The sequence below is a fragment of the Microbacterium sp. MRS-1 genome (assembly GCF_000585455.1).
GTDB classification, from domain to species: domain Bacteria; phylum Actinomycetota; class Actinomycetes; order Actinomycetales; family Microbacteriaceae; genus Microbacterium; species Microbacterium laevaniformans.
In genome coordinates this window covers 1-20,104 of the sequence record NZ_JAUF01000025.1, presented here as the reverse complement: position 1 = coordinate 20,104, position 20,104 = coordinate 1, and the positions used below count along the sequence as shown (strand labels likewise).

20 protein-coding genes and 1 tRNA gene are annotated in these 20,104 nt (G+C 69.7%); 12 read left to right on the top strand and 9 right to left on the bottom strand.

Going from position 1 to position 20,104, the window contains the following annotated elements:
• Positions 1–154: 154 nt before the first annotated feature.
• Positions 155–245: transfer RNA gene (locus tag AS96_RS06265), tRNA-Ser, on the top strand.
• A 71-nt stretch (positions 246–316) separates the two neighbouring features.
• Here AS96_RS06265 and AS96_RS15245 read toward each other — a convergent pair.
• A complete protein-coding gene (locus AS96_RS15245; protein WP_155947531.1) occupies positions 317–463 on the bottom strand; it encodes a hypothetical protein in 147 nt (48 codons plus the stop codon).
• A 188-nt stretch (positions 464–651) separates the two neighbouring features.
• Between AS96_RS15245 and AS96_RS06260 the strand changes: the two genes are divergently transcribed.
• Both AS96_RS06260 and AS96_RS06255 read left to right on the top strand, forming a co-directional pair.
• Positions 652–1,071, top strand: a complete 420-nt coding sequence (locus tag AS96_RS06260; RefSeq protein WP_036287065.1) for an SRPBCC family protein — start codon at positions 652–654, stop codon at positions 1,069–1,071.
• 43 nt (positions 1,072–1,114) lie between these two features.
• The gene (locus AS96_RS06255; RefSeq protein WP_036287062.1) at positions 1,115–1,558 is read left to right on the top strand and encodes a MarR family winged helix-turn-helix transcriptional regulator; all 444 of its coding nucleotides are present in this window, start codon (positions 1,115–1,117) and stop codon (positions 1,556–1,558) included.
• An 18-nt stretch (positions 1,559–1,576) separates the two neighbouring features.
• On the opposite strand, the gene AS96_RS06250 is transcribed toward AS96_RS06255, so the two are convergent.
• The 3 genes from AS96_RS06250 to AS96_RS06240 form a co-directional block, all read right to left on the bottom strand.
• Positions 1,577–3,148: an amino acid permease gene (locus tag AS96_RS06250; protein WP_036287059.1), complete on the bottom strand. Its 1,572-nt coding sequence runs from the start codon at positions 3,146–3,148 to the stop codon at positions 1,577–1,579.
• 174 nt (positions 3,149–3,322) lie between these two features.
• Positions 3,323–4,213 carry an aldo/keto reductase gene (locus AS96_RS06245; RefSeq protein WP_036287055.1) on the bottom strand — a complete coding sequence of 297 codons (891 nt, stop codon included), beginning with the start codon at positions 4,211–4,213 and terminating at the stop codon, positions 3,323–3,325.
• Between the two features lie 101 nt (positions 4,214–4,314).
• Complete coding sequence (locus AS96_RS06240) at positions 4,315–5,493, bottom strand: sensor histidine kinase (RefSeq protein ID WP_036287040.1); 1,179 nt, start codon at positions 5,491–5,493, stop codon at positions 4,315–4,317.
• A 72-nt stretch (positions 5,494–5,565) separates the two neighbouring features.
• Between AS96_RS06240 and AS96_RS06235 the strand changes: the two genes are divergently transcribed.
• The 3 genes from AS96_RS06235 (at position 5,566) to AS96_RS15670 (ending at position 7,721) form a co-directional block, all read left to right on the top strand.
• On the top strand, positions 5,566–6,105 hold the full coding sequence (locus AS96_RS06235; RefSeq protein WP_036287038.1) for a YaeQ family protein: 540 nt from the start codon (positions 5,566–5,568) through the stop codon (positions 6,103–6,105).
• A 206-nt stretch (positions 6,106–6,311) separates the two neighbouring features.
• Positions 6,312–7,031, top strand: a complete 720-nt coding sequence (locus AS96_RS06230; protein ID WP_036287036.1) for a VIT1/CCC1 transporter family protein — start codon at positions 6,312–6,314, stop codon at positions 7,029–7,031.
• A gap of 309 nt (positions 7,032–7,340) precedes the next feature.
• On the top strand, positions 7,341–7,721 hold the full coding sequence (locus AS96_RS15670) for a hypothetical protein (protein ID WP_051498773.1): 381 nt from the start codon (positions 7,341–7,343) through the stop codon (positions 7,719–7,721).
• Positions 7,722–7,834: 113 nt separating this feature from the next.
• Here the strand turns inward: AS96_RS15670 and AS96_RS06220 are convergent, their stop codons facing one another.
• Complete coding sequence (locus AS96_RS06220; RefSeq protein ID WP_036287033.1) at positions 7,835–8,845, bottom strand: NADP-dependent oxidoreductase; 1,011 nt, start codon at positions 8,843–8,845, stop codon at positions 7,835–7,837.
• 56 nt (positions 8,846–8,901) lie between these two features.
• Positions 8,902–9,288: a DUF1304 domain-containing protein gene (locus AS96_RS06215; RefSeq protein WP_036287030.1), complete on the bottom strand. Its 387-nt coding sequence runs from the start codon at positions 9,286–9,288 to the stop codon at positions 8,902–8,904.
• A 75-nt stretch (positions 9,289–9,363) separates the two neighbouring features.
• Here AS96_RS06215 and AS96_RS06210 point away from each other — a divergent pair, with 75 nt between their 5' ends.
• The 6 genes from AS96_RS06210 to AS96_RS06185 all read left to right on the top strand — a co-directional run bounded on the left by AS96_RS06210 (position 9,364) and on the right by AS96_RS06185 (position 15,856).
• Positions 9,364–9,957 carry a TetR/AcrR family transcriptional regulator gene (locus AS96_RS06210; RefSeq protein WP_036287068.1) on the top strand — a complete coding sequence of 198 codons (594 nt, stop codon included), beginning with the start codon at positions 9,364–9,366 and terminating at the stop codon, positions 9,955–9,957.
• Between the two features lie 207 nt (positions 9,958–10,164).
• Positions 10,165–11,715 carry an APC family permease gene (locus AS96_RS06205; protein WP_036287027.1) on the top strand — a complete coding sequence of 517 codons (1,551 nt, stop codon included), beginning with the start codon at positions 10,165–10,167 and terminating at the stop codon, positions 11,713–11,715.
• 47 nt (positions 11,716–11,762) lie between these two features.
• Positions 11,763–12,989 carry a saccharopine dehydrogenase family protein gene (locus AS96_RS06200; RefSeq protein WP_036287025.1) on the top strand — a complete coding sequence of 409 codons (1,227 nt, stop codon included), beginning with the start codon at positions 11,763–11,765 and terminating at the stop codon, positions 12,987–12,989.
• Between the two features lie 25 nt (positions 12,990–13,014).
• A complete protein-coding gene (locus AS96_RS06195; protein WP_036287021.1) occupies positions 13,015–13,710 on the top strand; it encodes an SDR family oxidoreductase in 696 nt (231 codons plus the stop codon).
• Positions 13,707–14,198 (top strand): hypothetical protein, encoded by a 492-nt coding sequence (locus AS96_RS06190; RefSeq protein WP_036287018.1) that lies wholly within the window; start codon positions 13,707–13,709, stop codon positions 14,196–14,198. The genes AS96_RS06195 and AS96_RS06190 overlap by 4 nt, the downstream gene beginning before the upstream one ends.
• A gap of 143 nt (positions 14,199–14,341) precedes the next feature.
• Positions 14,342–15,856, top strand: a complete 1,515-nt coding sequence (locus AS96_RS06185; protein ID WP_036287016.1) for an alpha-N-arabinofuranosidase — start codon at positions 14,342–14,344, stop codon at positions 15,854–15,856.
• Between the two features lie 72 nt (positions 15,857–15,928).
• Here the strand turns inward: AS96_RS06185 and AS96_RS06180 are convergent, their stop codons facing one another.
• The 3 genes from AS96_RS06180 to AS96_RS06170 all read right to left on the bottom strand — a co-directional run.
• Positions 15,929–18,262, bottom strand: a complete 2,334-nt coding sequence (locus AS96_RS06180; protein ID WP_036287001.1) for a beta-glucosidase — start codon at positions 18,260–18,262, stop codon at positions 15,929–15,931.
• A gap of 5 nt (positions 18,263–18,267) precedes the next feature.
• Positions 18,268–19,176: a carbohydrate ABC transporter permease gene (locus AS96_RS06175; RefSeq protein ID WP_036286998.1), complete on the bottom strand. Its 909-nt coding sequence runs from the start codon at positions 19,174–19,176 to the stop codon at positions 18,268–18,270.
• A partial coding sequence (locus AS96_RS06170) for a carbohydrate ABC transporter permease (RefSeq protein WP_036286995.1) occupies positions 19,173–20,104 on the bottom strand: 932 nt, incomplete at its 5' end. The genes AS96_RS06175 and AS96_RS06170, both read right to left, overlap by 4 nt.

Sequence of the window (20,104 nt, the reverse complement as noted above, 5' to 3'; positions counted from 1 at the left end):
CCGGGATCGGAGGCCAGACCCCCTCAGCCCGCGTTCACAACGTCACGGGGAAGTACAGCTAGGCGGCCCCGGCGACATCGTGAAGGGGGTGGGCAGGGCCGCCCTCGCTGCAGCCGGTTCGCGGCATCCCGCGGAGTGTCGTAAGCTAGTCGGCGGTGACGTGTCCGAGCGGCCGAAGGTGCAACTCTCGAAAAGTTGTGTAGGGTAACCCCCTACCGTGGGTTCAAATCCCACCGTCACCGCCATCACGAAGGCCCCGACTCCCGCGAAATCGCGCGGATGTCGGGGCCTTCGTCGTCGGTGCTTTCGCTGCCGGTCAGCCGCCATAGCGGACGTAGAAGGAGCCGGGGCCGCAGGTATAGGTCGCGGGCCCCACGGTGTGCACGCCTTCTCCGAGGCGAGCGCAGGTCTGCCCGGCATCCACCAGGGTGGCGCCGAGCATGAACACGATCACCAGCGTCACGGCGACGCCGACGCCTGCGATGACGACGCCCGCGAGCGCGAGTCCGTTGCGGTCGTGGCGAGGGGTCTGTCAGCGGGGATCGACATGAGGTGACCATATCGGCGCCGGTGCTCGTTGATCACGAGCACCGGGCAGGCCCGAATGTCACGGCACTTGACATCTGCATAGTAAGCGCGCATATTAAATTCATGATCGAACTCGCTGCCGCCGTCCGCACCTCCTCCGCCGCGCCCGCAGACTACTTCGCGCGATGGATCGACCACGCGTCATGGCCGGAGTGGTCGCCCGACACCGAGTGGGTGCGTGTGGAGGGCCCCGTGCGCGCCGGCACACGGGGCGTATTGAAGCCGGTGGGCGGCCCGAAGACCCGGTTCACGATCTCCGAGTGCGAGCAGGACCGCGTGTACACCGACGTCAGCAGCGTGCCGGGGGCACGCCTCACGTTCCGACACACGGTCGAGTCCGCGCCCAATGGGTCCACGCTCACCGTCCGCGTGTGGATGACCGGTCCCCTCGCGCGGGTGTGGGCGCGGACGGCCTTCAAGGGGTTCTCGGTCTCGGTCCCGGAGGATCTCGATCGTCTCATCGCACTCGTCGAGACCCCGTGACAGAGTGATTCTCGGTGCCGATCGAGGAGACGAAGAACGACGCATGACAGCGGGGTTGAACACGCGATTCGAGTCCGACGATGCCAGCCCGGGCTTCATGCTCTGGCGCGTGACCAATCGTTGGCAGGCGGTGATGCGCCGGACGCTCGCACCCTTCGACCTGACGCACGTGCAATTCGTGCTGCTCGCCGCCCTCACTTGGCGAGCCGACCCCGAGGGGATGACCCAGGTCGACCTCGCCCAGACCGTGCGCACCGACCCGATGATGGTCTCGCAGGTGCTCCGCGCGCTGGAAGCAAAGGGGCTCGTCGAACGGCGCGTCGACCCCGCTGACGCCAGGGCGCGGCGCGTGCTGGCCACCGCTGCAGGGGCCGACAAAGCACGCACAGCTAACGCCGCGGTCGAGGCGGCCGACGAGGAGTTCTTCGGCCCACGTTCGGCCGCGCCGATGTCGCTCCTCGAGCACCTCTCGCATCTGGATCGCTGATCAGTAACGACAACTCGATCAACGGCGCCGCTTGGCCGCCTCTGTCGCCTGGCGCTCGGCGATCACCGGGTAGGTGCCCGTGTAGCCCTCCCGTGCCGCAACGGCGGCCTGGATCTTGCCGCGGGCTCCGAACCAGCCGACGATGAGCGCCGGGATCAGCACGATGAGCGACGCCAGCACCCACCTGCCGGTCTCGGAGAAGCCCATCGTGACGAGCACGAAGACGAGGAACGCGAGCGTGAGATATGACGTGAACGGCGCCCCGAACAGGCGGAAGGACGGACGCTGGAGCCTGCCCTCTTTGGCCCACTTCACGAGCTTGAGCTGGCAGAGGATGATGGTCGCCCAGCCGCCGATGATGCCGAGCGCTGATACCTCGAGCACGATCTCGAACGCCTGCGAGGGCCACAGTGCGTTGATGCCGACGCCTGCGAGGGTGATGACGGCCGTCAGCAGGATGCCGCCGTAGGGCACCCCGTTCCTGCTCATCTTGGCAGTGAACGCGGGGGCCGAGCCGTTCACCGACATCGAGCGCAGGATGCGGCCGGTGGAGTACAGGCCCGCGTTCAGGCTCGACAGCGCGGCGGTGAGGACGACGAAGTTCATCACCGAACCCGCGATCGCACCGGTCTCGGGGGAGCCGATGTGCGAGAAGAACGTCACGAACGGCGACTGTCCGGCCTCGTAGGTGCTGAACGGCAGCAGGAGAGACAGCAACAGGATCGACCCGACGTAGAAGATCGCGATACGGAAGACGACCGTGTTGATCGCCTTCGGCATGACCTTCTCCGGGTGGGCGGTCTCACCGGCGGCGGTGCCGACGAGCTCGATCGCGGCGTAGGCGAACACGACGCCGGAGATCGCGAGGAGCGGCGCGACGAAGCCCATGGGGAAGAGGCCGCCGTTCTCGGCGATGACGCTGAAGCCCGTGGCGCCGACATCGGTCGCGCCGTTGAAGATCAGGAAGCAGGTCCCGACGATCAAGAAGATGACGAGCGCGGCGACCTTGATGAGCGCGAACCAGAACTCCATCTCGCCGAACAGCTTGACGCTCACGAGGTTGAGTGAGAGCACGACCACCAGGGCGATCAAGGCGATCGTCCACTGCGGCACCTGCTGCAACGGCTGCCAGTACTGCGCCCAGAACTTCACGTACAGGGCCGTCGCGGTGACGTCCACGATGGAGGTCATGGCCCAGTTGAGGAAGTACATCCATCCGGCGCCGTACGCGAGCTTCTCGCCGTAGAACTCGCGGGCGTACGAGACGAAGGAGCCGGACGAGGGGCGGTGCAGCACGAGCTCGCCGAGCGCGCGCAGGATGAGGAAGGCGAAGAAGCCGCACACGGCGTAGACGAGGATCAGCGAGGGGCCGCTGGAGGCGAGGCGGCCGCCGGCGCCCATGAACAGACCCGTTCCGATCGCGCCGCCGATGGCGATCATCTGAATCTGTCGTGGGCGCAGCGTCTTGTGGTACCCGGCGTCCTCGCTGGAGAAGTCCTGCGCGGCCTCGGTGCGATCTCCCGTCAGCTCGCGCGCGTTCTCGCGGGCGTCCTCGGGATCCATGCGCGAGAGCGCCTCGTTGTCCGTCATCCCGCAATCATGGAGACGGCGTGTTCCGCTCGCGTGGCACGTGCGCACGCGTGTCGTGAAAAATCAGCCGATGGTCGGGGGCGTTTCGACTCACGACTGTGCCGCCCGCTCAACGATCGGCTGGGGACGGCGGCTCCCGGTCGTTGAGCGAGCGCAGCGAGTCGAGACGCGGCGTCAGAGCTCGAGGCCGACCGCGGCGGAGCAGCGCGCCAGCTCGTCCGCGTCGAGCACGAGATCGGCGGCGCGCGCGGAGTCGGTGATGGATGCCGCGCGTCGCGCCCCCGGAATCGGCACGACGCGCGGGCTCAGGGAGAGCTCCCACGCGAGCACGACCTGCTGCGCGCTCACGGAGTGGGCCTCGCCGATCTCGCGGAAGACGCCGAAGCGTTCGCCCACCGTGCGTCCTGCCCCGCCGGTGCCGCCGAGCGGGCTCCACGGAAGGAAGGCGATGCCGTGCGCGTCGCAGTACCGCAGCTCGCCGAAGCTGCCCGGATACCGCGGCGAGAACTGGTTCTGCACACTCACGAGGTTGCCCGCGCCGAGCACCTGCTCGGCGATCGCGATCTCTTCGACGCTCGCGTTGGAGATGCCCAGTGCCCGCACGAGACCTTCGTCCTGCAAGGTCTTCAGGTTCTGCATGATCTCGCCGTACACCATCCACCGGTCGGGGCGGTGGTACTGGTAGAAGTCGATGACCTCGACACCGAGGTTCTCCATCGAGCGCTGCACCGCCGAGCGCAGGTAGCCGAGTGATCCGTCACGGCCGAAGTCCTTCTCGGCGGTGCGCGTGATGCCGCCCTTCGTTCCGACCAGGATGCCGCTCGTGTCGCCGTCCCACGAGGCGAGCGCGTCGCGCACGATGCGCTCGTTGTGACCCATCTGATCCCACGAGGGCGCGTAGATGTCGGCGGTGTCGATGAAGGTGACCCCGGCATCCAGCGCGGCGTGCACCGTCCCGATCGCATCGGCGCGATCGGGCAGCTCGTTGTCGTTGTTCATCGAGACCGGCATGGCGCCCAGCCCGATCGCGGAGACGGTGAACGGTCCGATCGTGCGCTGCTGCATGGGGTTCCTTCCGGTCGGTCGTACGACGACGTACGCGCTCCACTCTGCCGCATGCCTGCGCCCCCGGGGCCGCCCGGACGGTCCGGACGGTCCGGAGGTGGTCAGTCCGAGGGGAGGCTCACCCGCAGGCGCGCGCCCCCGAGCGCCGCGTCCTCGATGCCGATGCGCCCGCCGTGGGCCTGCACGATGCGCCGGGAGGTGGCAAGGCCCAGCCCGAGTCCGGGCACGTCTGCCGCATCGCCGCGCTCCATGATGTCGAACACGCGGTCGCGCAGCGGCGCCGCCACACCCGGACCGTTGTCGTCGACGGTGATCGCCCACCCCGTCGGCCCGTGCTGCGCGTCCAGCTCGACGACGGGCGCGACACCGGCGGCTGCCGCGAACTTGAGGGCGTTGGCGAGGAGGTTCTGCAGCAGCACCGCGATCAGCGCCGGGTCGCAGACGATGGCGTCGTCGGGATCGATGCGCACGGTGATGCGGGCATCGAACGCGGCGACGGCTCGTTCGAGGTCGGCGATCACGCCCTCCACGAGCGGTCCCAGCGCGACGCGTTCGCGGTGGGCCTCGGCGCCGCCCACCCGTGCATAGGCGAGCAGCTCGGTGATCATGACGTTCATCCGCGCCGCCGCGGCATCCGCCCGACGCAGCGCGTGGGTCGTGCGCGACCCGTCGCCGTCGTCCACGCCGTCCAGGGCGAGATCGATCTGGCCCATGAGAGCCGTGAGCGGGTTGCGCAGATCGTGGCTGATCTGACCGGCGAAGTGCGCGAGTTGATCGTTGGAGCGCTCCAGCTCGTGCGTCAGCCGGCGCAGCTCCAGCACCTCCACGGCCTGCCCGGCCAGCAGATCCAGGGCGGAGCTCTGCTCCGCGGTGAGGGTGCCGGCATGGTCGTCGAAGACGCAGAGCGTTCCGATCGCGACACCCGCCGGAGTGATGAGCGGGCTGGAGGCGTAGAAGCGGACACGGCCGCGTGCACCGGTCACAAAGGGGTTCTCGGCGAAGCGCTCGTCGATGCTCGCGTCGGTGACGAACACGTGCCGGGCGTCAGGGAGCACGACGGCGCACATCGAGTCCTCGCGCGTGCAGGTGCCCGGCTCGATCCCGACGGTCGCGACCGCATACTGGTAGCGGTCGTCGATGATGTTCACCGCGGCGCCGCCGGCGTGGCACAGCGTCCTCGCGAGCCGAGCCAGGCCTTCGAGGTTGGGCTCCGCCGGTGCGCCGACGATGCGGTAGTCGGCGATCGCCTCGCGGCGCGCAGCGGCGTCAGTGATCGGCATACGCGTTCTCTCCTGTCGGCTGCGACCAGGATAACGGCGGGCTCCGCCGCGGCGGGCACCTAGGCTGGACCCATGGCGACCGGCGCAGTGATGCACACCTTCGACGTGCAGGTGGCCGACATCGACCGCGGCGTGTACGAAGAACTGTCGCTGCGGATGGCGCAGCATCCGTCCGAGACGGGCGCGTTCATGGTGACGCGCCTGCTCGCCTACTGCCTCGAGTACGCGGACGGCATCGCGTTCACCGAGGGTGTTTCGGCCACCGACGAACCCGCCGTGCTGGTGCGGGACGTGACCGGGGCGATCACGGCATGGATCGAAGTCGGGGCTCCCGACGCCGACCGATTGCACCGCGGCAGCAAGCTCGCCGAGCGCACCGTCGTCTACAGTCACCGCGACCCGGCCAAGCTGCTGCCCCTGTGGGCGGGCAAGAAGATCCACCGCGCCGACGACATCGTGCTGCGAACGTTCGATGCCGGATTCGTGGATGCCGCCGCCGACGCCGTCGAGCGGCGCAACGCCGTCACCCTCTCCGTGACGGAGGCCCAGCTCTACCTCGACGTCAACGGAGCGAGCCTGTCGTCGGCGCTGCACGAGCACGCACTGGCCTGACGCGCCGCACCGCGCACCTCCGCAGGATCGTGCGTACTCCGCATCCATCGCCGCTGAGCGGTGCGGAGTTCGTCGCTTTCTGCGGAGTTCGTGACCGCGTGTCGGGGTTTCGACGCGCTGCGCCGGCTCCACGACCGGGCGGGGGGCGGGGTTCGCTTGGGCTTGCCTTGCTGGCGCGCCCGCGGCGGTCGGCATACGGTGACGGGATGACCGAGATGGAATCCTCGCATCCTGATGAGCCGCACCGCGGCGGCGTGGCGCAGCGACTGAACTGGCTGCGCGCCGGCGTGCTCGGAGCGAACGACGGCATCGTCTCCACGGCGGCGGTCGTCGTCGGCGTGGCCGGCGCGACGGCCGAGGTCATGCCGGTTCTGCTCGCCGGGTCGGCCGCCCTCGTCGGCGGGGCGATCTCCATGGCGCTGGGGGAGTACGTGTCGGTCTCCAGCCAGCGCGACAGCGAGCACGCCCTCATCGAGAAGGAGCGCAGGGAGCTCGCCGACGATCCGGAGGCCGAGTTCGTGGAACTGGTCGGTCTCTACCGTGAGCAGGGACTCAGTGAGGAGACGGCCACGCGCGTCGCGACCGAGCTGACCGCGCGCGACGCGCTCGCCGCGCACCTGTCGGCCGAGCTGAACATCGACCAGGACGACGTGGTGAGTCCGTGGCACGCCGCGTTCGCCTCGGCCGTCGCCTTCTTCGTGGGCGCTCTTCTGCCGATGGCGACGATCCTCCTCCTGCCGCATCCGGCGCGCCTCGTCTGGACGTTCGTGTCCGTGCTGCTCGCCCTCGCCGTCACCGGCTACCTCGCCGCCTGGCTGGGCGGCGCCAACCGCGGCCGCGCCATCATGCGGACGGTCATCGGCGGCGCGCTCGCGCTGGGTGCCACCTTCCTCGTCGGCACCCTCTTCGGCACCGCCGTCGGCTGACCCACCGCGTCGGCGTGCGCCCGGCGTAGGGTGAGCCGCATGCGGACTCCGATGGCGTATCTGCGCGGGGCGCGGCATCCCGAGGCCGGCCGACGAGGCGTTCCTCCAGGTGCTCGACGGTGTCGCGGGGCGGTCGTGGTATCACCGCTTCGACTCCGAGGAGTTCGCGGCATCCGACCGGCGTTTCGAGGTGCGCGTCGGCGGCAACATCTTCGACTCCGACGGGGCCAGGCGTTTCCCGCGGGGTACGTCTGGCTCGCGTCGAACCACATCGACCCGGTCGGCGGCGGTGCGACGGACGCTTCACTCGTGGCATCCGTCGCCATCATCCCGTGGCTGCGGGGCTCGTTCCGCGGCTCGGTCGTGGGACTTCGCCACGGCGGTCGTCTGCACCGCTGCACCACCTACAACCGGTCTCGCGAGCGCAGCCTCACCATCGACGACGACCGCGTGGAGTGGAGCATGGAGGGTCCCGACGGGCGGCTCGAACTCGAAGCCGAGCGCGTGCGCGGGGGCCTGCTGCACGCGCCGCTGCGCACCGCGATGCGCCAGCGCGTGGAAGGGACGCTCGATGCCCGCGTGATCATCCGGCACACGGATGCCGCGGGGCGCGTGCTCCTGGAGGGCGTCGGCGCGTGCGCGGGGCTGGAGGTCTTCGGCGACACCGCGCGCCTGCTCGCCCTGCGCTGACCCGCCCCTCTGCGGCCTCACACGCGGATCGGGGTCGCATTCCGTCGTAACCAGCCTCAGCTGGCGACGCAACGCGACCCCGATTCTGCGGGTCTGCCCGGGTGAGCGGGCGATCAGATGCGCACGAGCATCTTTCCCGTGTTGGCGCCGCGCATCATGGACAGGAAGGCGTCGACGGTGTTCTCGATGCCGTCGACGATCGTCTCGTCGTAGACGATGCCGCCCTCAGCGAACCAGCCCGACATCTTCTGCTGGAACTCGGGGGCCAGGTGCAGGTACGCGGCGAGCGTGAAGCCCCGCATCGTGAGGGCGCGCGTGATCATGTTCGACATGTTGTCGGGACCGGGCCGGCGCTCGGTGCTGTTGTAGCCGGTGATGGCGCCACACAGAGCTGCTCGTCCGCCGTCGTTGAAGGCGTCGAGCGCCGCCTCGAGGTGGTCGCCGCCGACGTTGTCGAAGAACACGTCGATGCCGTCGGGCGCGGCCTCCGCGAGAAGTGTGCGCACATCTCCGGACTTGTAGTTGAAAGCGGCGTCATAGCCGTACTTCTCGGTCAGCAGGGCGACTTTCTCCGGCGTTCCGGCCGAGCCGATGACCCGCCCTGCGCCCAGGCGCTTGGCGATCTGGCCCACTGCGGTGCCGACGGCGCCGGCCGCGCCGGAGACGAAGACGGTGTCGCCGGGCGTGAGGTGCGCGATGGCGGTGAGTCCGACGTACGCGGTGAGCCCGGTCATACCGAGGATGTGCAGGTTCAGCGAGAGCGGCACCCCGGGAATCTCCGGGATGGCGCGGAAGGTCGCGGCATCGGCCTGGACGACGTCCGACCAGCCGTGCTGGTGCAGCACGACCGTGCCGACCGGCAGGTCGTCGGATGCCGAGGCCACCACGCGCCCGACCGCGCCGCCGGAGATGGTCTCGCCGAGCGCGTAGGGGGCGACATAGCTGCGGGTGTCGTTCATGCGACCGCGCATGTAGGGGTCGACGGAGACGAACTCGTTGCGTACGCGCACTTCGCCGGCCTGGGGGGCGCCGTAGGTGACCGTCGCGACGTGGAAGTCGTCGTGCGTGGGCCACCCGACGGGGCGGGCGGCGAGCTGGATCTGAGTGCTGGTGGCGTCTGTCATTCGTTCTCCTTGTGGGATGCGGATGGGGATGGGGTCGGGTGTGCGACGGGGGTGGGTCAGATGAGCAGGCCGATGGCGAGAGCCACCACCCCCAGGGTGGGGATGACGCCCTGCTTCAGGGCGGCGGAGGCCTTGTCGGGGCTGGACACCAGCAGCACCAGCGAGGCCGCGGTCATCGAGCCGGCGCCCGCGAAGACGAGAGCCGCACCCGCCGCGGTGGCACCGGTGGCGAAGAGGACGACGCCGATGGCGACCAGCACGGCGAGGAACAGGTTGTAGAAGCCCTGGTTGAAGGCCATCTCGCGCGTGGCCTGAGCTTCTTCGGCGCTGGTGCCGAACGTGGCACGGGCGCGCGGCGTGGTCCAGGCGATGGACTCGAGCCAGAAGATGAAGACGTGGATGAGCGCCGCGACGGAGGCGAGCACGAGACCGACGATGACCATGGGAATCCTCCTGTTTCTGAACTGACTGGTTCAATATATACTGAAACGGTCGTTTTAGAAAGTGAGGTGGATGCCATGGCCAGAACTCGGGAGTTCGATCGCCGCGCCGTCGTGCGCGCCGCCCGGCAGTTCTTCTGGGAGCACGGCTACGAGGACGCCTCGATCGCGGGGCTCGAGGCGGCGACCGGGCTCAACCGCTCCAGCATCTACAACGCATTCGACTCCAAGCGCGGCCTGTTCGACGCGGCGGTGCAGAGCTACCTCGACGAGGTCGTGCGTCCGCGACTCGCCCCGCTCGAGGCGGAGACCGTCGAGGCCGGGGCGCTCCGCGCGTACCTCAGCGGCCTCGCCGACGCCTTCGCCCGTGTCGGCTCGATGCCCGCCGCGCACGGCTGCCTGCTCATCAACGCCGCCGGAGCGCCCGTCGCGCGCGACTCCGACGTCGCGCACGTGATCGACGACTACCGTGCCGAGCTGCGGACCGCGATCGGCCGCGGCGTCGATGTCGCGGTGCCCGCGGCATCCGCCGCGCGCCGTGCGCGCCTCGCCGACGCCGTCACGGGGCTCGTCGTCGCGGCGTTCGCTCTCGTCCGCCCGTCGGCTCCCGAAGCGATCCGCAGTCTCGAGACCGCCGCCGCCCTGGTGGATGCCGAGGGCGCCGCCGACTGAGGGTGTCGGCGTTTCGACTCGCTGCGCTCGCTCAACGACCGGGGGCGGGGGTGCCGGCGGGCGGGGCGATGTACGCGGTGGCGGAGGGGGCGCCACAGATTCGCCCTCGCGTCGTGCGCGCGTGCGCATCGTGTCGTTCTAGTCTTCCCTCACCGCGTCACTGGGGACGACGGTGCACCCATGACGTTGCGAGGGCGGAGAAGAGCGATGAGCGACTTCGGCAGCACCACACCGATTCATCTGGAACGCGGCGACGGCAAGGGCCTCGCCGCCGGCACCCTGGGGCTGTGGGGGTCGACCGTCATCGGCCTGGCGTCGACGGCCCCCGTCTACTCCCTGGTCGCGACGCTCGGTTTCGTCGTGCTCGCCGTGGGGGCGCAGGCGCCGATCGCCTTCATCATCGCGTTCGTCCCGATGCTGTTCACGGCGTTCGCGTATCGCGAGCTGAACAACAAGATCCCCGACTGCGGCACGACCTTCACGTGGGGGACGAAGGCCTTCGGGCCGTGGGTGGGCTGGATGGGCGGCTGGGGCGTCGCGATCGCGGGCATGGTCGTGCTCGCCAACCTCGCGCAGATCGGCTCGATCTACTTCTGGGCGCTGTTCGGCATGGAACTCGAGAACAACGACTGGCGCATCATCCTCGTGGCCGTGCTGTTCATCGCATCGATGACGTGGGTGAGCTGGCGCGGTGTCGAGATCGGCGAGCGCATCCAGAACGTGCTGCTCGGCGTGCAGTACCTGGCCCTCGCGATCTTCGTCGTCGCGGCGCTCTGGGAGTTCTTCGCGGGCAACGCCCCCGCTCCCACCCCCTTCGACTGGAACTGGCTGAATCCGTTCGCGTTCACCGACTACCACGGTTTCACCGAGGCCGTGCTGCTCGCCCTGTTCATCTACTGGGGCTGGGACTCGTGCCTCGCGCTCAACGAGGAGACCAAGGACCCCAAGCGCATCCCGGGGCGCGCGGCGCTGCTGACCACCGTCATCCTGCTGTTCACCTACGTTTCGGTCACGATCGCCGCCATGATGTACGCGGGGCTCGGCGAGGACGGGCCGGGTCTGGCCAACCCCGACAACGCCGACGACTTCTTCCTCGCGATCAAGGACGGCCTGCTCGGCCCGTGGGGCTGGCTGCTCGTGGTCGCCGTGCTGATCTCGGCCGTGTCCTCGACGCAGACGACCATCCTGCCCACCGCGCGCGGCACGCTCGCGATGGGCGTCTACCGCGCACTGCCCGCGCGGTTCAAGGACGTGCACCCGGTGTACAAGACGCCGTCGTTCTCGACGATCGTCGGTGGCACCGTGGCCATCTGCTACTACCTCGGCATGACGCTGATCAGCGACAACATCCTGCAGGACTCGATCTCCTCGCTCGGCCTCGCGATCGCGTTCTACTACGCCATCACCGGCTACGCCTGCGTCTGGTACTTCCGCCGCGACCTTCGCAACTCCGCGCGTGAGCTGTGGGTCAAGGGCATCTTCCCGCTGCTGGGCGCCCTCATGCTGACCTTCGCCTTCGTGCAGTCCGCCATCGACATGTTCGACGTGAACTACGGCAACACGGTGCTGCTCGGCATCGGCGGCACCTTCGTCGTGGGCATCGGAGCGCTGCTCGTCGGCGTCGTGCTGATGTTCGTCTGGTACCTCTTCCCGCGCTCGAAGCCGTTCTTCCAGGGGCGCTCTCTGAACCGCGAGACCCCGGTGCTCGTTCCCGAGGAGCCCGGCGACATCATCCGCTCCATCGACGGCGGCATCTGACGACCGCGCCTGTCGGCATCCCCTTCCTCTCAACGACAAGGAATCTCATGCGTATCCTCATCGTCGGCGCCGGAGGCGTCGGCTCGGCCGCCGTCCGCATCGCCGTCCGCCGCGACTTCTTCGAGAAGCTCGTCGTCGCCGACTACGACCCGGCGCGCCCGCAGGCGCTCGTCGACGAGGTCGCCGACCCGCGCGTCGAGGCGGCCCAGGTCGACGCTTCGCGTGCCGATGCGGTGGCGGGGCTCATCGAGGCGCACGGCATCACCCACGTGCTCAACGCCGTCGACCCGCGCTTCGTCATGCCGATCTTCGACGGCGCACTCGCCGCCGGCGCCACCTACCTCGACATGGCGATGAGCCTGTCGACGCCGCATCCCGAGCAGCCGCACGCACTGCCGGGCGTCAAGCTCGGCGACGAGCAGTTCGCCAAGGACGGCCAGTGGAAGGATGCCGGTCGGCTCGCCCTCGTCGGCATCGGGGTCGAGCCGGGGCTGTCGGACGTCTTCGCCCGCTATGCCGAAGACCATCTGTTCAGCGAGATCGACGAGCTCGGCGTGCGCGACGGAGCGAACCTCGTGGTGGCCGGCTACGACTTCGCACCGTCGTTCTCGATCTGGACGACGATCGAGGAGTGCCTCAATCCGCCGGTCATCTACGAGAAGGACCGCGGCTGGTACACGACGGAGCCGTTCAGCGAGCCCGAGGTGTTCGACTTTCCGGGCGGGATCGGTCCGGTGGAATGCGTCAACGTCGAGCACGAGGAGGTGCTGCTGATGCCGCGCTGGACGAAGGCGAAGCGCGTCACCTTCAAGTACGGCCTGGGCGACGAGTTCATCGGCGTGCTGAAGACCCTCCACAAGCTCGGCCTGGACAGCACCGCGAAGGTCAACGTCAAGGGCGTGGAGGTTTCGCCGCGCGACGTGGTCGCCGCGTGCCTTCCCGACCCGGCGACCATCGGCGACAAGATGAGCGGCAAGACCTGTGCCGGCGTGTGGGTCACGGGAACCGGCGTCGACGGCCGCCCGCGCTCGACGTACCTGTACCACGTGGCCGACAACGAGGAGACGATGCGCGAGTACGGTTCGCAGGCGGTCGTCTGGCAGACCGCCATCAACCCGGTCATCGCGCTCGAGCTGCTCGCCACGGGGGTGTGGACCGGTACCGGCGTGCTCGGCCCCGAGGCGTTCGACGCGAAGCCGTTCCTCGACCTGCTCGCCGCGCCCGCGCCGACCGGTTACGGCTCGCCGTGGGGCATGGAGGACAGGGCGGTCTGAACCACCGCGGTGCGAGGATGGTCAGATGACCACCCACGTGATCACCGGAGCGGGCTCCGGCATCGGAAACCTCGTCGCCGAGCGGCTCGCGGCGCGCGGCGACCGCCTCGTGCTCATCGTCCGCGATGCCGCCCGGGCCGACGATCTGTCGCGCGCGTTCCCGGGCAGCGTCACCATCGTCGCCGACCTTGCGCACCCGGCTGCGATCGCCGACGCGATGCACCACGCTGATGCCGTCCCGGAGCGGATCGACAGCGTCATCCACGCCGCGGGCATCGTCGAACTCGGCCGCGTGGGCGATCTGCCGGTATCGGCGTGGGAGAGCCAGCTGGCCGTGAACCTGACCGCGCCCGCCGAGCTGACCCGGCTGCTGCTGCCGCGGGTGCGCGCTGCCCGTGGCCAGGTGGTGTTCGTCAACTCGGGCGCGGGTCTCACCGCGCATCCGCAGTGGGCGGCGTACGCGGCATCCAAGCACGGGCTCAAGGCCCTCGCCGACGCCCTCCGCGGCGAGGAGGCCGAGCACGGCGTGCGCGTGACGAGCGTGTATCCCGGGCGCACCGCCACCCCCATGCAGGCGGAGGTCCACGCGCAGGAGGGGGCGGACTACGACCCCGACCGGTGGATCGACCCGGCGTCGGTCGTCACGGCCGTGCTCACGGCGCTCGATCTTCCGCGTGACGCGGTCATCAGCGATCTGACCGTCCGACCCGGCCCGCGATGACCGACGAGGTCGCCGCCGGCGCCGACCAGCTCGACACCGTGCTCTCCGACGCCCGCCGTCGTCTGGCGGGATCGCCGCGCGAACGTCTGGGTGACTGGGCCCACAGCCGGCGGCTGCTGGGCTTCGGCCGCGCTCCGCGGATCGTGCCGGTCGACGAGGCGTGGCACGTCGGTGTGCTTCTCATCGCGGATGCCGAGGTCTATGCCACCGGCGAGATCCTCCGCGCCCGCGCCGAGGCGGTCCGCGGCTACACGGCGGAGGCGCAGCGCGCCCGTTCGGAGCGTGCGGCCGCGGCGGCGCGCGGCGGGTTCGTCGACGGCGAGGTGCTGCACCTGGGTGCGACGCAGATCGACCTCGACGCCGTGCGCCGGGGTGAGCGCTCCGGGCCGTTGGTGCTCGTCGACGGCATCCCGCTGGTGACGTGGACGGCGGCCGGCGTGCGTCGGCCGCTGGCCGACTACCTCGACGACCAGCTCTCGCTGCGCTGACGCGGCTGCGCTGCCGCACGGTGCGCCGCTGGTTCTCGCCCGTCGCGGCGCGCTCGGTGCCGCGGGTCCATATTTGTTGTCATGTGAAACATATTGGTCCGAGGATGGGAGGGCGGCGGAGCAGCCGCAGAACGGGAGCCGTCATGACCATCGCTCGCGCCGCCGTCGACCTCGACGTCACGGGTCCGCAGATCAGCCGCCACCTCTACGGGCACTTCGCCGAGCACCTCGGCCGGTGCATCTATGGCGGCTTCTGGGTGGGGGAGGACTCGCCGATCCCGAACGAGCGCGGCATCCGCCTCGACGTCGTCGAGGCCCTCCGCCGCCTCCACGTCCCGAACCTGCGCTGGCCCGGCGGGTGCTTCGCCGACGAGTACCACTGGCGCGACGGAATCGGGCCCCGCGATGAGCGCCCGACGATGGTCAACACCAACTGGGGAGACGTCGTCGAGAACAACGCCTTCGGCACCCACGAGTTCATGGATCTGTGCCACATGCTCGGCGCCGAGCCGTACGTCAACGGCAACGTCGGCAGCGGCACCGTGCAGGAGATGAGCGAGTGGGTCGAGTACCTCACCCGTTCGGGCGACAGTCCGATGGCACGCCTGCGCCGGGCGAACGGTCGCGACGAGCCGTGGCGGGTGCCGTTCTGGGGGCTCGGGAACGAGGCGTGGGGGTGCGGCGGCAACATGACGCCCGAGTACTACACCTCCCTCGCCCGGCGCTACGCGACCTTCTGCAGGGAGCACGACGGCAACACCCTCACCCGTATCGCGGCCGGCGCCGCCGACGACGACGTGCGCTGGACGCACGCACTCATGGCGTCGGCGATGTCGACGAACGCCCCCGACCCGCAGCGCTCGCCGTTCCAGGCGATCTCGTTCCACTACTACACGCACGCCGGCACCGGCATCCAGAAGGAGTCGGCGACGGCGTTCTCGCGCGACGAATACGTACGCACGATCGGCAAGGCCTACGAGATCGAGCGCGTGATCCGCGCGCACGAAGCCGTCATGGACGCCTACGACCCCGAGCGCACCATCGACCTCGTCTGCGATGAATGGGGCACCTGGTGGAGCGTGGAGCCGGGGACCAACCCCGGCTTCCTCTTCCAGCAGAACACGGTGCGCGATGCGCTGGTCGCCGGCATCCACTTCGACGTGTTCCACCGCCACGCTGCGCGGCTGCGCATGGCGAACATCGCGCAGACGCTCAACGTGCTGCAGGCGATGATCCTCACCGACGACGACGGCGGACTCGTGCTGACCCCGACCTATCACGTGTACGAGATGAACGTCGGCCACCATGATGCGCTGTCGGTGCCCGCACACGTCGTGTCGGCACCGCGGGTGGGAGTCGACGGGGCCGACCTGCCGGCGCTGTCGCTGTCGGCATCCATGAAGGACGGCGCCGTGCTCGTCTCGCTCACGCACGTCGGCGTCGACGACGCGCTGCCCGTCGAGATCGACCTCCGCGGTCGCAACGCCAGGGTCGTGCGCGCCCGCGTGCTGACCGGACCGGATGCCGCGGCGCACAACACCCCGCAGGCGCCCGACACGGTGCGCCCGGTGCCGTTGGAGGCCACGGTGGAGGCGGGTGTCCTGCGCGTCGATCTGCCGCCGCACGCCTTCGCGACCGTCGAGCTCGCCCTCGACTGATCGCGCGGAAGAACGGCCCGCCCCGGGAAGGGGCGGGCCGTCTGGTCGAGTGGCGGAAGAGGCGAAAGACCGCTACTCGACGTGTGTGCCCACGATGCGGGCATCGGCGGCCGTGACCGGGTGCACGTCTCCGGTGAGGGTGACGGTTGCGACGCTCTCGCGGTCGGCCACCGACTCCCCGACCCAGAGATCGACGCGGCCGGGCTCGACGATGCGGATGCCGCGCCGGTCGGTGAACGCCAGGCGTGCGGTCGGAACCTCGAAGTGCACGCGCGCGCTCGCTCCCGCCGCGAGCGTGACCCGGGCGTATCCGAGCAGCTGGGCGACCGGTCGGACGACGCTGGCGTGCACGTCGTGCGCGTACAGCTGCACGATCTCGGTGCCGGGGCGGGAGCCGGTGTTGGTCACCGTGACACTCACCGGCAGAACGCCGCCGGCATCGACCTCGGCCGGCGCTGACAGGTCGGTACGGGTGAACGTCGTGTAGCCGAGTCCGAACCCGAACGGACGCACCGGCGCGCTGTCGGCGCTGGTCACATCGCTGTTGCCGCCCAGGATCGGATGCAGGTACGAGAACGGCTGCGCGCCGGCCGAACGCGGCAGCGAGACGGGCAGTCGGCCCGAGGGTGAGACCGCACCGGACAGCACACGCGCGATCGCGACACCGCCCTCCTCGCCCGGGAAGAACGCCTGCACGACCGCGCGCGGCCGCGCATCGGCGTCTGCGTCCAGGGCCCACGCGAGCGCATAGGGTCGGCCGGTCACGACCACGAGCACGACCGGGGTGCCCGTGGCGACGACGGCGTCGACGAGCTCGCGCTGCACGCCCGGCAGCTCCAGGCTCTCCGCGTCGTTGCCCTCGCCCACGGTGCCGCGTCCGAACAGGCCGGCGCGGTCGCCGACCACGACGATCGCGACATCGGCGGATGCCGCGGCATCCACCGCGGCGCCGAAGCCCGACCGGTCCTCGCCCTCGACCTCGCAGCCCGCGACAGAGACGATCGCGGCGTCGGGCAGCTCTGCGCGCAGCGCCTCGACGACCGTCGGGATCGCGAAGCCGTATGGCGTTCCCGGGTGATGGGCCAGCACGTGGTTGGCGAACGAGTAGCAGCCCATCAACGCCGAGGCGTCGTGGCCGTTCGGGCCGATCACCGCGATGCGTGCCGGACCGGCCGTGCCGGTGGACAGCGGCAGCGTGCCGTCGTTCGACAGCAGCACGAGCGAGCGCTCCGCGAGCTCGCGCGCGACCTCACGGTGCGCCGGCGAGTCGAGGTCGATCGCGGTCGGAGGTTCGCTCTCGTCGGGATCGAGCAGCCCTAGCCCCTCCTTCTGCGCGAGCACGCGGGCAAGCGCCCGATCGACGAGCGCCTCGTCGATGCGGCCGTCGCGTAGCCCGGCGAGCAAGGGAGCGGCGTAGGCGTCGCCGCTGGGCAGCTCGACGTCGATGCCGGCGGTCAGCGCCAGGCGTGCCGCCTCGGTACGGTCGGCGGCGACGGCGTGCATCGTCTCGAGGAAGGCGATCGCGAAGTAGTCCGAGACGACCACGCCGTCGAAGCCCCACGTTCCGCGCAGCAGGTCGGTCAGCAGCCGCGGGTCCGAGGCCACCGGAACGCCGTCGATATCGGTGTAGGAGTTCATCACCGAGCGTGCGCCGCCGTCGCGCACCGCCATCTCGAACGGCGGCAGGAACACGTCGGCGAGCTCACGCGGACCGGCGTGGACGGGCGCGTGGTTGCGGCCCGCCTGCGAGGACGAGTAGCCGACGAAGTGCTTCAGGGTCGCGTGCACCCCGGCATCCTGGATGCCGCGCACGTAGGCCGTGGCGATCGTCGCCACCGCGTAGGGATCCTCCGAGATGCACTCGTCGACACGCCCCCAGCGGGGATCGCGGATGACATCGAGCACGGGGGCGAGGGTCTGGTGCGCGCCGAGTTCTCGCATCGATTCGCCGATGAGGCGTCCCATCCTCTCGACGAGCTCGGGGTCGAACGCCGCGCCCCACGCCAGGGGCGTCGGGAACGTCGCCGCTCTCCAGGCCGCGAGCCCCGTCAGCGACTCCTCGTGAACGATCGCGCGAATGCCGTGACCGGATGCCGCGGCGAGACGGCGCTGCTCGTTCCACAGCCAGGCCGCGCGTTGCGCGGCATCCACGGGCCTCGTGCCGTAGACGCGCGTGAGGTGGCCGAGGCCGTGTGCCGACGCCCGCTCGTAGCGGTCGGAGGGCGTCGCTTCGCCGGCCAGCATCTCGCCGGCCATCGGCGCGACCACCTCGTCGCCCTGGTCGACCCAGAAACCGGTCAGCTGCGCCACCTTCTGCTCGACGGTCATCGCGGCCATGAGCGCGGCCACCCGGGGGGAGACCGGCTCGGCGAGCGGCTGGTGGAGGGGGGAATCGGAGATCGTCATACGGATCAGCCCTTCACGGCGCCCGTGAGGCCGCCGACGATGCGACGCTCGAACAGGCTGAAGAACAGCAGTGCCGGGAGCATCGACAGTGAGGTGAAAGCCAGCACCTTGGCGGTGTCGACCGAGTACTGGGAGGAGAAGGCCTGCACGCCCAGAGGCAGCGTGAAGCTCGCCTCGTTGTTCAGGATGAACAGGGGGAGCAGGTAGCTGTTCCAGCTGCCGATGAACGCGAGGATGCCGACCGTGATGACGCCGGGCACCGACAAGGGCAGCACCATCCGCCAGAAGAAGCCCAATCGGCTGCAGCCGTCGATGAACGCGGCTTCCTGGATCTCGTCCGGGATCGCCCGCAGGAACGGCACGAGGATGATGATCGTCGTCGGCAGCGCGAACGCGATCTGCGGAAGGATGATGCCGGCGAGCGAGTTCATCAGGCCGAGGTCACGGATGACGATGTACAACGGCGTGATGGCGACCGTGATCGGGAACATGAGACCCGCAGCGAACAGCGCATAGAGCGCGCCGCGCCCGCGGAACGGATACCGCGCGATGACGTAGCTGGCCATGAGCCCGAGTGCGACCACTCCGGCGGTGGTCGCACCGGCGGCGATGATCGAGTTGAGCACCTGACGCCAGAACTGCGGCCCGGTGAGGACGTTCAGGTAGTTCTGGACGTTCCACGGATCGGGCCAGCCGGCGGGGTCGACCGTGATCTGCGAGTTGCTGCGGAACCCGCCGATGATGATGTACAGCACCGGCGCCAGCATGAGGGCGATCACGACGAGAGCGATGAAGTACACGAGCGGACTGCCCCAGGGCAGCCGCTCCTTCGTGCGGCGCGGACCCCGTCCGCGGTGTCCTGCGGTGGCCACCGTGGCGGTGGAGACGGGGGTGTCGACGGTGAGCGCGCTCATCGGGTCTTCTTCCCTTCGGTGATGGCGCCGGCCGTGTCGCGACGCAGCACGAAGCGCTGGTAGATGAGGGCGACGACGAGCGAGATGACGAAGATGACGACGGCGACGGCGTTGCCGAAGCCGAAGTTGCCGGCGTTGCGGCCGTTGACCACCATGTAGGTGGCCATCGTGGAGGTGCCAGCCGTCGAGGCGACGTACTGGCCCCAGATGATGTAGACGAGGTCGAACAGCTGCAGGGCCCCGATGATCGAGAGGAACGCCCAGATGCGCAGCGTGGGGGCCAGCAGCGGCAGCGTGATGCGCCAGTGGGTCTGCCAGTAGCCGGCGCCGTCGAGCGCCGCCGCCTCGTAGAGCTCCTCGGGGATGCCCTGCAGTCCCGCGAGGAAGAGGATGACGGCGAAGCCGACGTACTTCCACGTGAGGATGGCCATCAGCGTCCAGATGGCGATCGCCGGGTCCGAGATCCAATCGTGGGCGAGGGCGCCCAGCCCCCAGTTCTCCAACAGGCCGTTCACGGCGCCCTGCGTCTGCAGCATGAGGCCGAAGCCGGTGCCAACGACGACCTCGGCGATGACGTAGGGCACGAAGATCAGCACGCGGATGAGGGACTGCCCCCGCATCCGACGGTTGAGCAGCAGAGCCAGCAGCACCGCCACCGGACCCTGCAGCACGATCGAGGCGATCACGATGAAGCCGTTGTGCCCGAGGGCCTCGAGGAAGGTCGGGTCGGTGAGGATCGTGACGTAGTTCTGCAGGCCGACGAAGTCGGTGGGCGTGCCGTAGCCCTGCCAGCGGAAGAAGCCGTAGTAGGCCGCCATCGCCACCGGGAAGATGACGAAGCCGAGGAACATGATCAGCGCCGGCCCGACGAGCAGCGCGATCTCGAATCTCCCGGCCCAGCCCAGTCCACGGGGACGGCGGCGCGGCG

Excerpts from the sequence above, each read along its gene's own strand:
- AS96_RS06260 (WP_036287065.1), top strand. The coding sequence starts at position 652 with ATGATCGAACTCGCTGCCGCCGTCCGCACCTCCTCCGCCGCGCCCGCA.
- AS96_RS06255 (WP_036287062.1), top strand. The coding sequence starts at position 1,115 with ATGACAGCGGGGTTGAACACGCGATTCGAGTCCGACGATGCCAGCCCG.
- AS96_RS06250 (WP_036287059.1), bottom strand. The coding sequence starts at position 3,148 with ATGACGGACAACGAGGCGCTCTCGCGCATGGATCCCGAGGACGCCCGC.
- AS96_RS06245 (WP_036287055.1), bottom strand. The coding sequence starts at position 4,213 with ATGCAGCAGCGCACGATCGGACCGTTCACCGTCTCCGCGATCGGGCTG.
- AS96_RS06240 (WP_036287040.1), bottom strand. The coding sequence starts at position 5,493 with ATGCCGATCACTGACGCCGCTGCGCGCCGCGAGGCGATCGCCGACTAC.
- AS96_RS06235 (WP_036287038.1), top strand. The coding sequence starts at position 5,566 with ATGGCGACCGGCGCAGTGATGCACACCTTCGACGTGCAGGTGGCCGAC.
- AS96_RS06230 (WP_036287036.1), top strand. The coding sequence starts at position 6,312 with ATGACCGAGATGGAATCCTCGCATCCTGATGAGCCGCACCGCGGCGGC.
- AS96_RS06220 (WP_036287033.1), bottom strand. The coding sequence starts at position 8,845 with ATGACAGACGCCACCAGCACTCAGATCCAGCTCGCCGCCCGCCCCGTC.
- AS96_RS06215 (WP_036287030.1), bottom strand. The coding sequence starts at position 9,288 with ATGGTCATCGTCGGTCTCGTGCTCGCCTCCGTCGCGGCGCTCATCCAC.
- AS96_RS06210 (WP_036287068.1), top strand. The coding sequence starts at position 9,364 with ATGGCCAGAACTCGGGAGTTCGATCGCCGCGCCGTCGTGCGCGCCGCC.
- AS96_RS06205 (WP_036287027.1), top strand. The coding sequence starts at position 10,165 with ATGAGCGACTTCGGCAGCACCACACCGATTCATCTGGAACGCGGCGAC.
- AS96_RS06200 (WP_036287025.1), top strand. The coding sequence starts at position 11,763 with ATGCGTATCCTCATCGTCGGCGCCGGAGGCGTCGGCTCGGCCGCCGTC.
- AS96_RS06195 (WP_036287021.1), top strand. The coding sequence starts at position 13,015 with ATGACCACCCACGTGATCACCGGAGCGGGCTCCGGCATCGGAAACCTC.
- AS96_RS06190 (WP_036287018.1), top strand. The coding sequence starts at position 13,707 with ATGACCGACGAGGTCGCCGCCGGCGCCGACCAGCTCGACACCGTGCTC.
- AS96_RS06185 (WP_036287016.1), top strand. The coding sequence starts at position 14,342 with ATGACCATCGCTCGCGCCGCCGTCGACCTCGACGTCACGGGTCCGCAG.
- AS96_RS06180 (WP_036287001.1), bottom strand. The coding sequence starts at position 18,262 with ATGACGATCTCCGATTCCCCCCTCCACCAGCCGCTCGCCGAGCCGGTC.
- AS96_RS06175 (WP_036286998.1), bottom strand. The coding sequence starts at position 19,176 with ATGAGCGCGCTCACCGTCGACACCCCCGTCTCCACCGCCACGGTGGCC.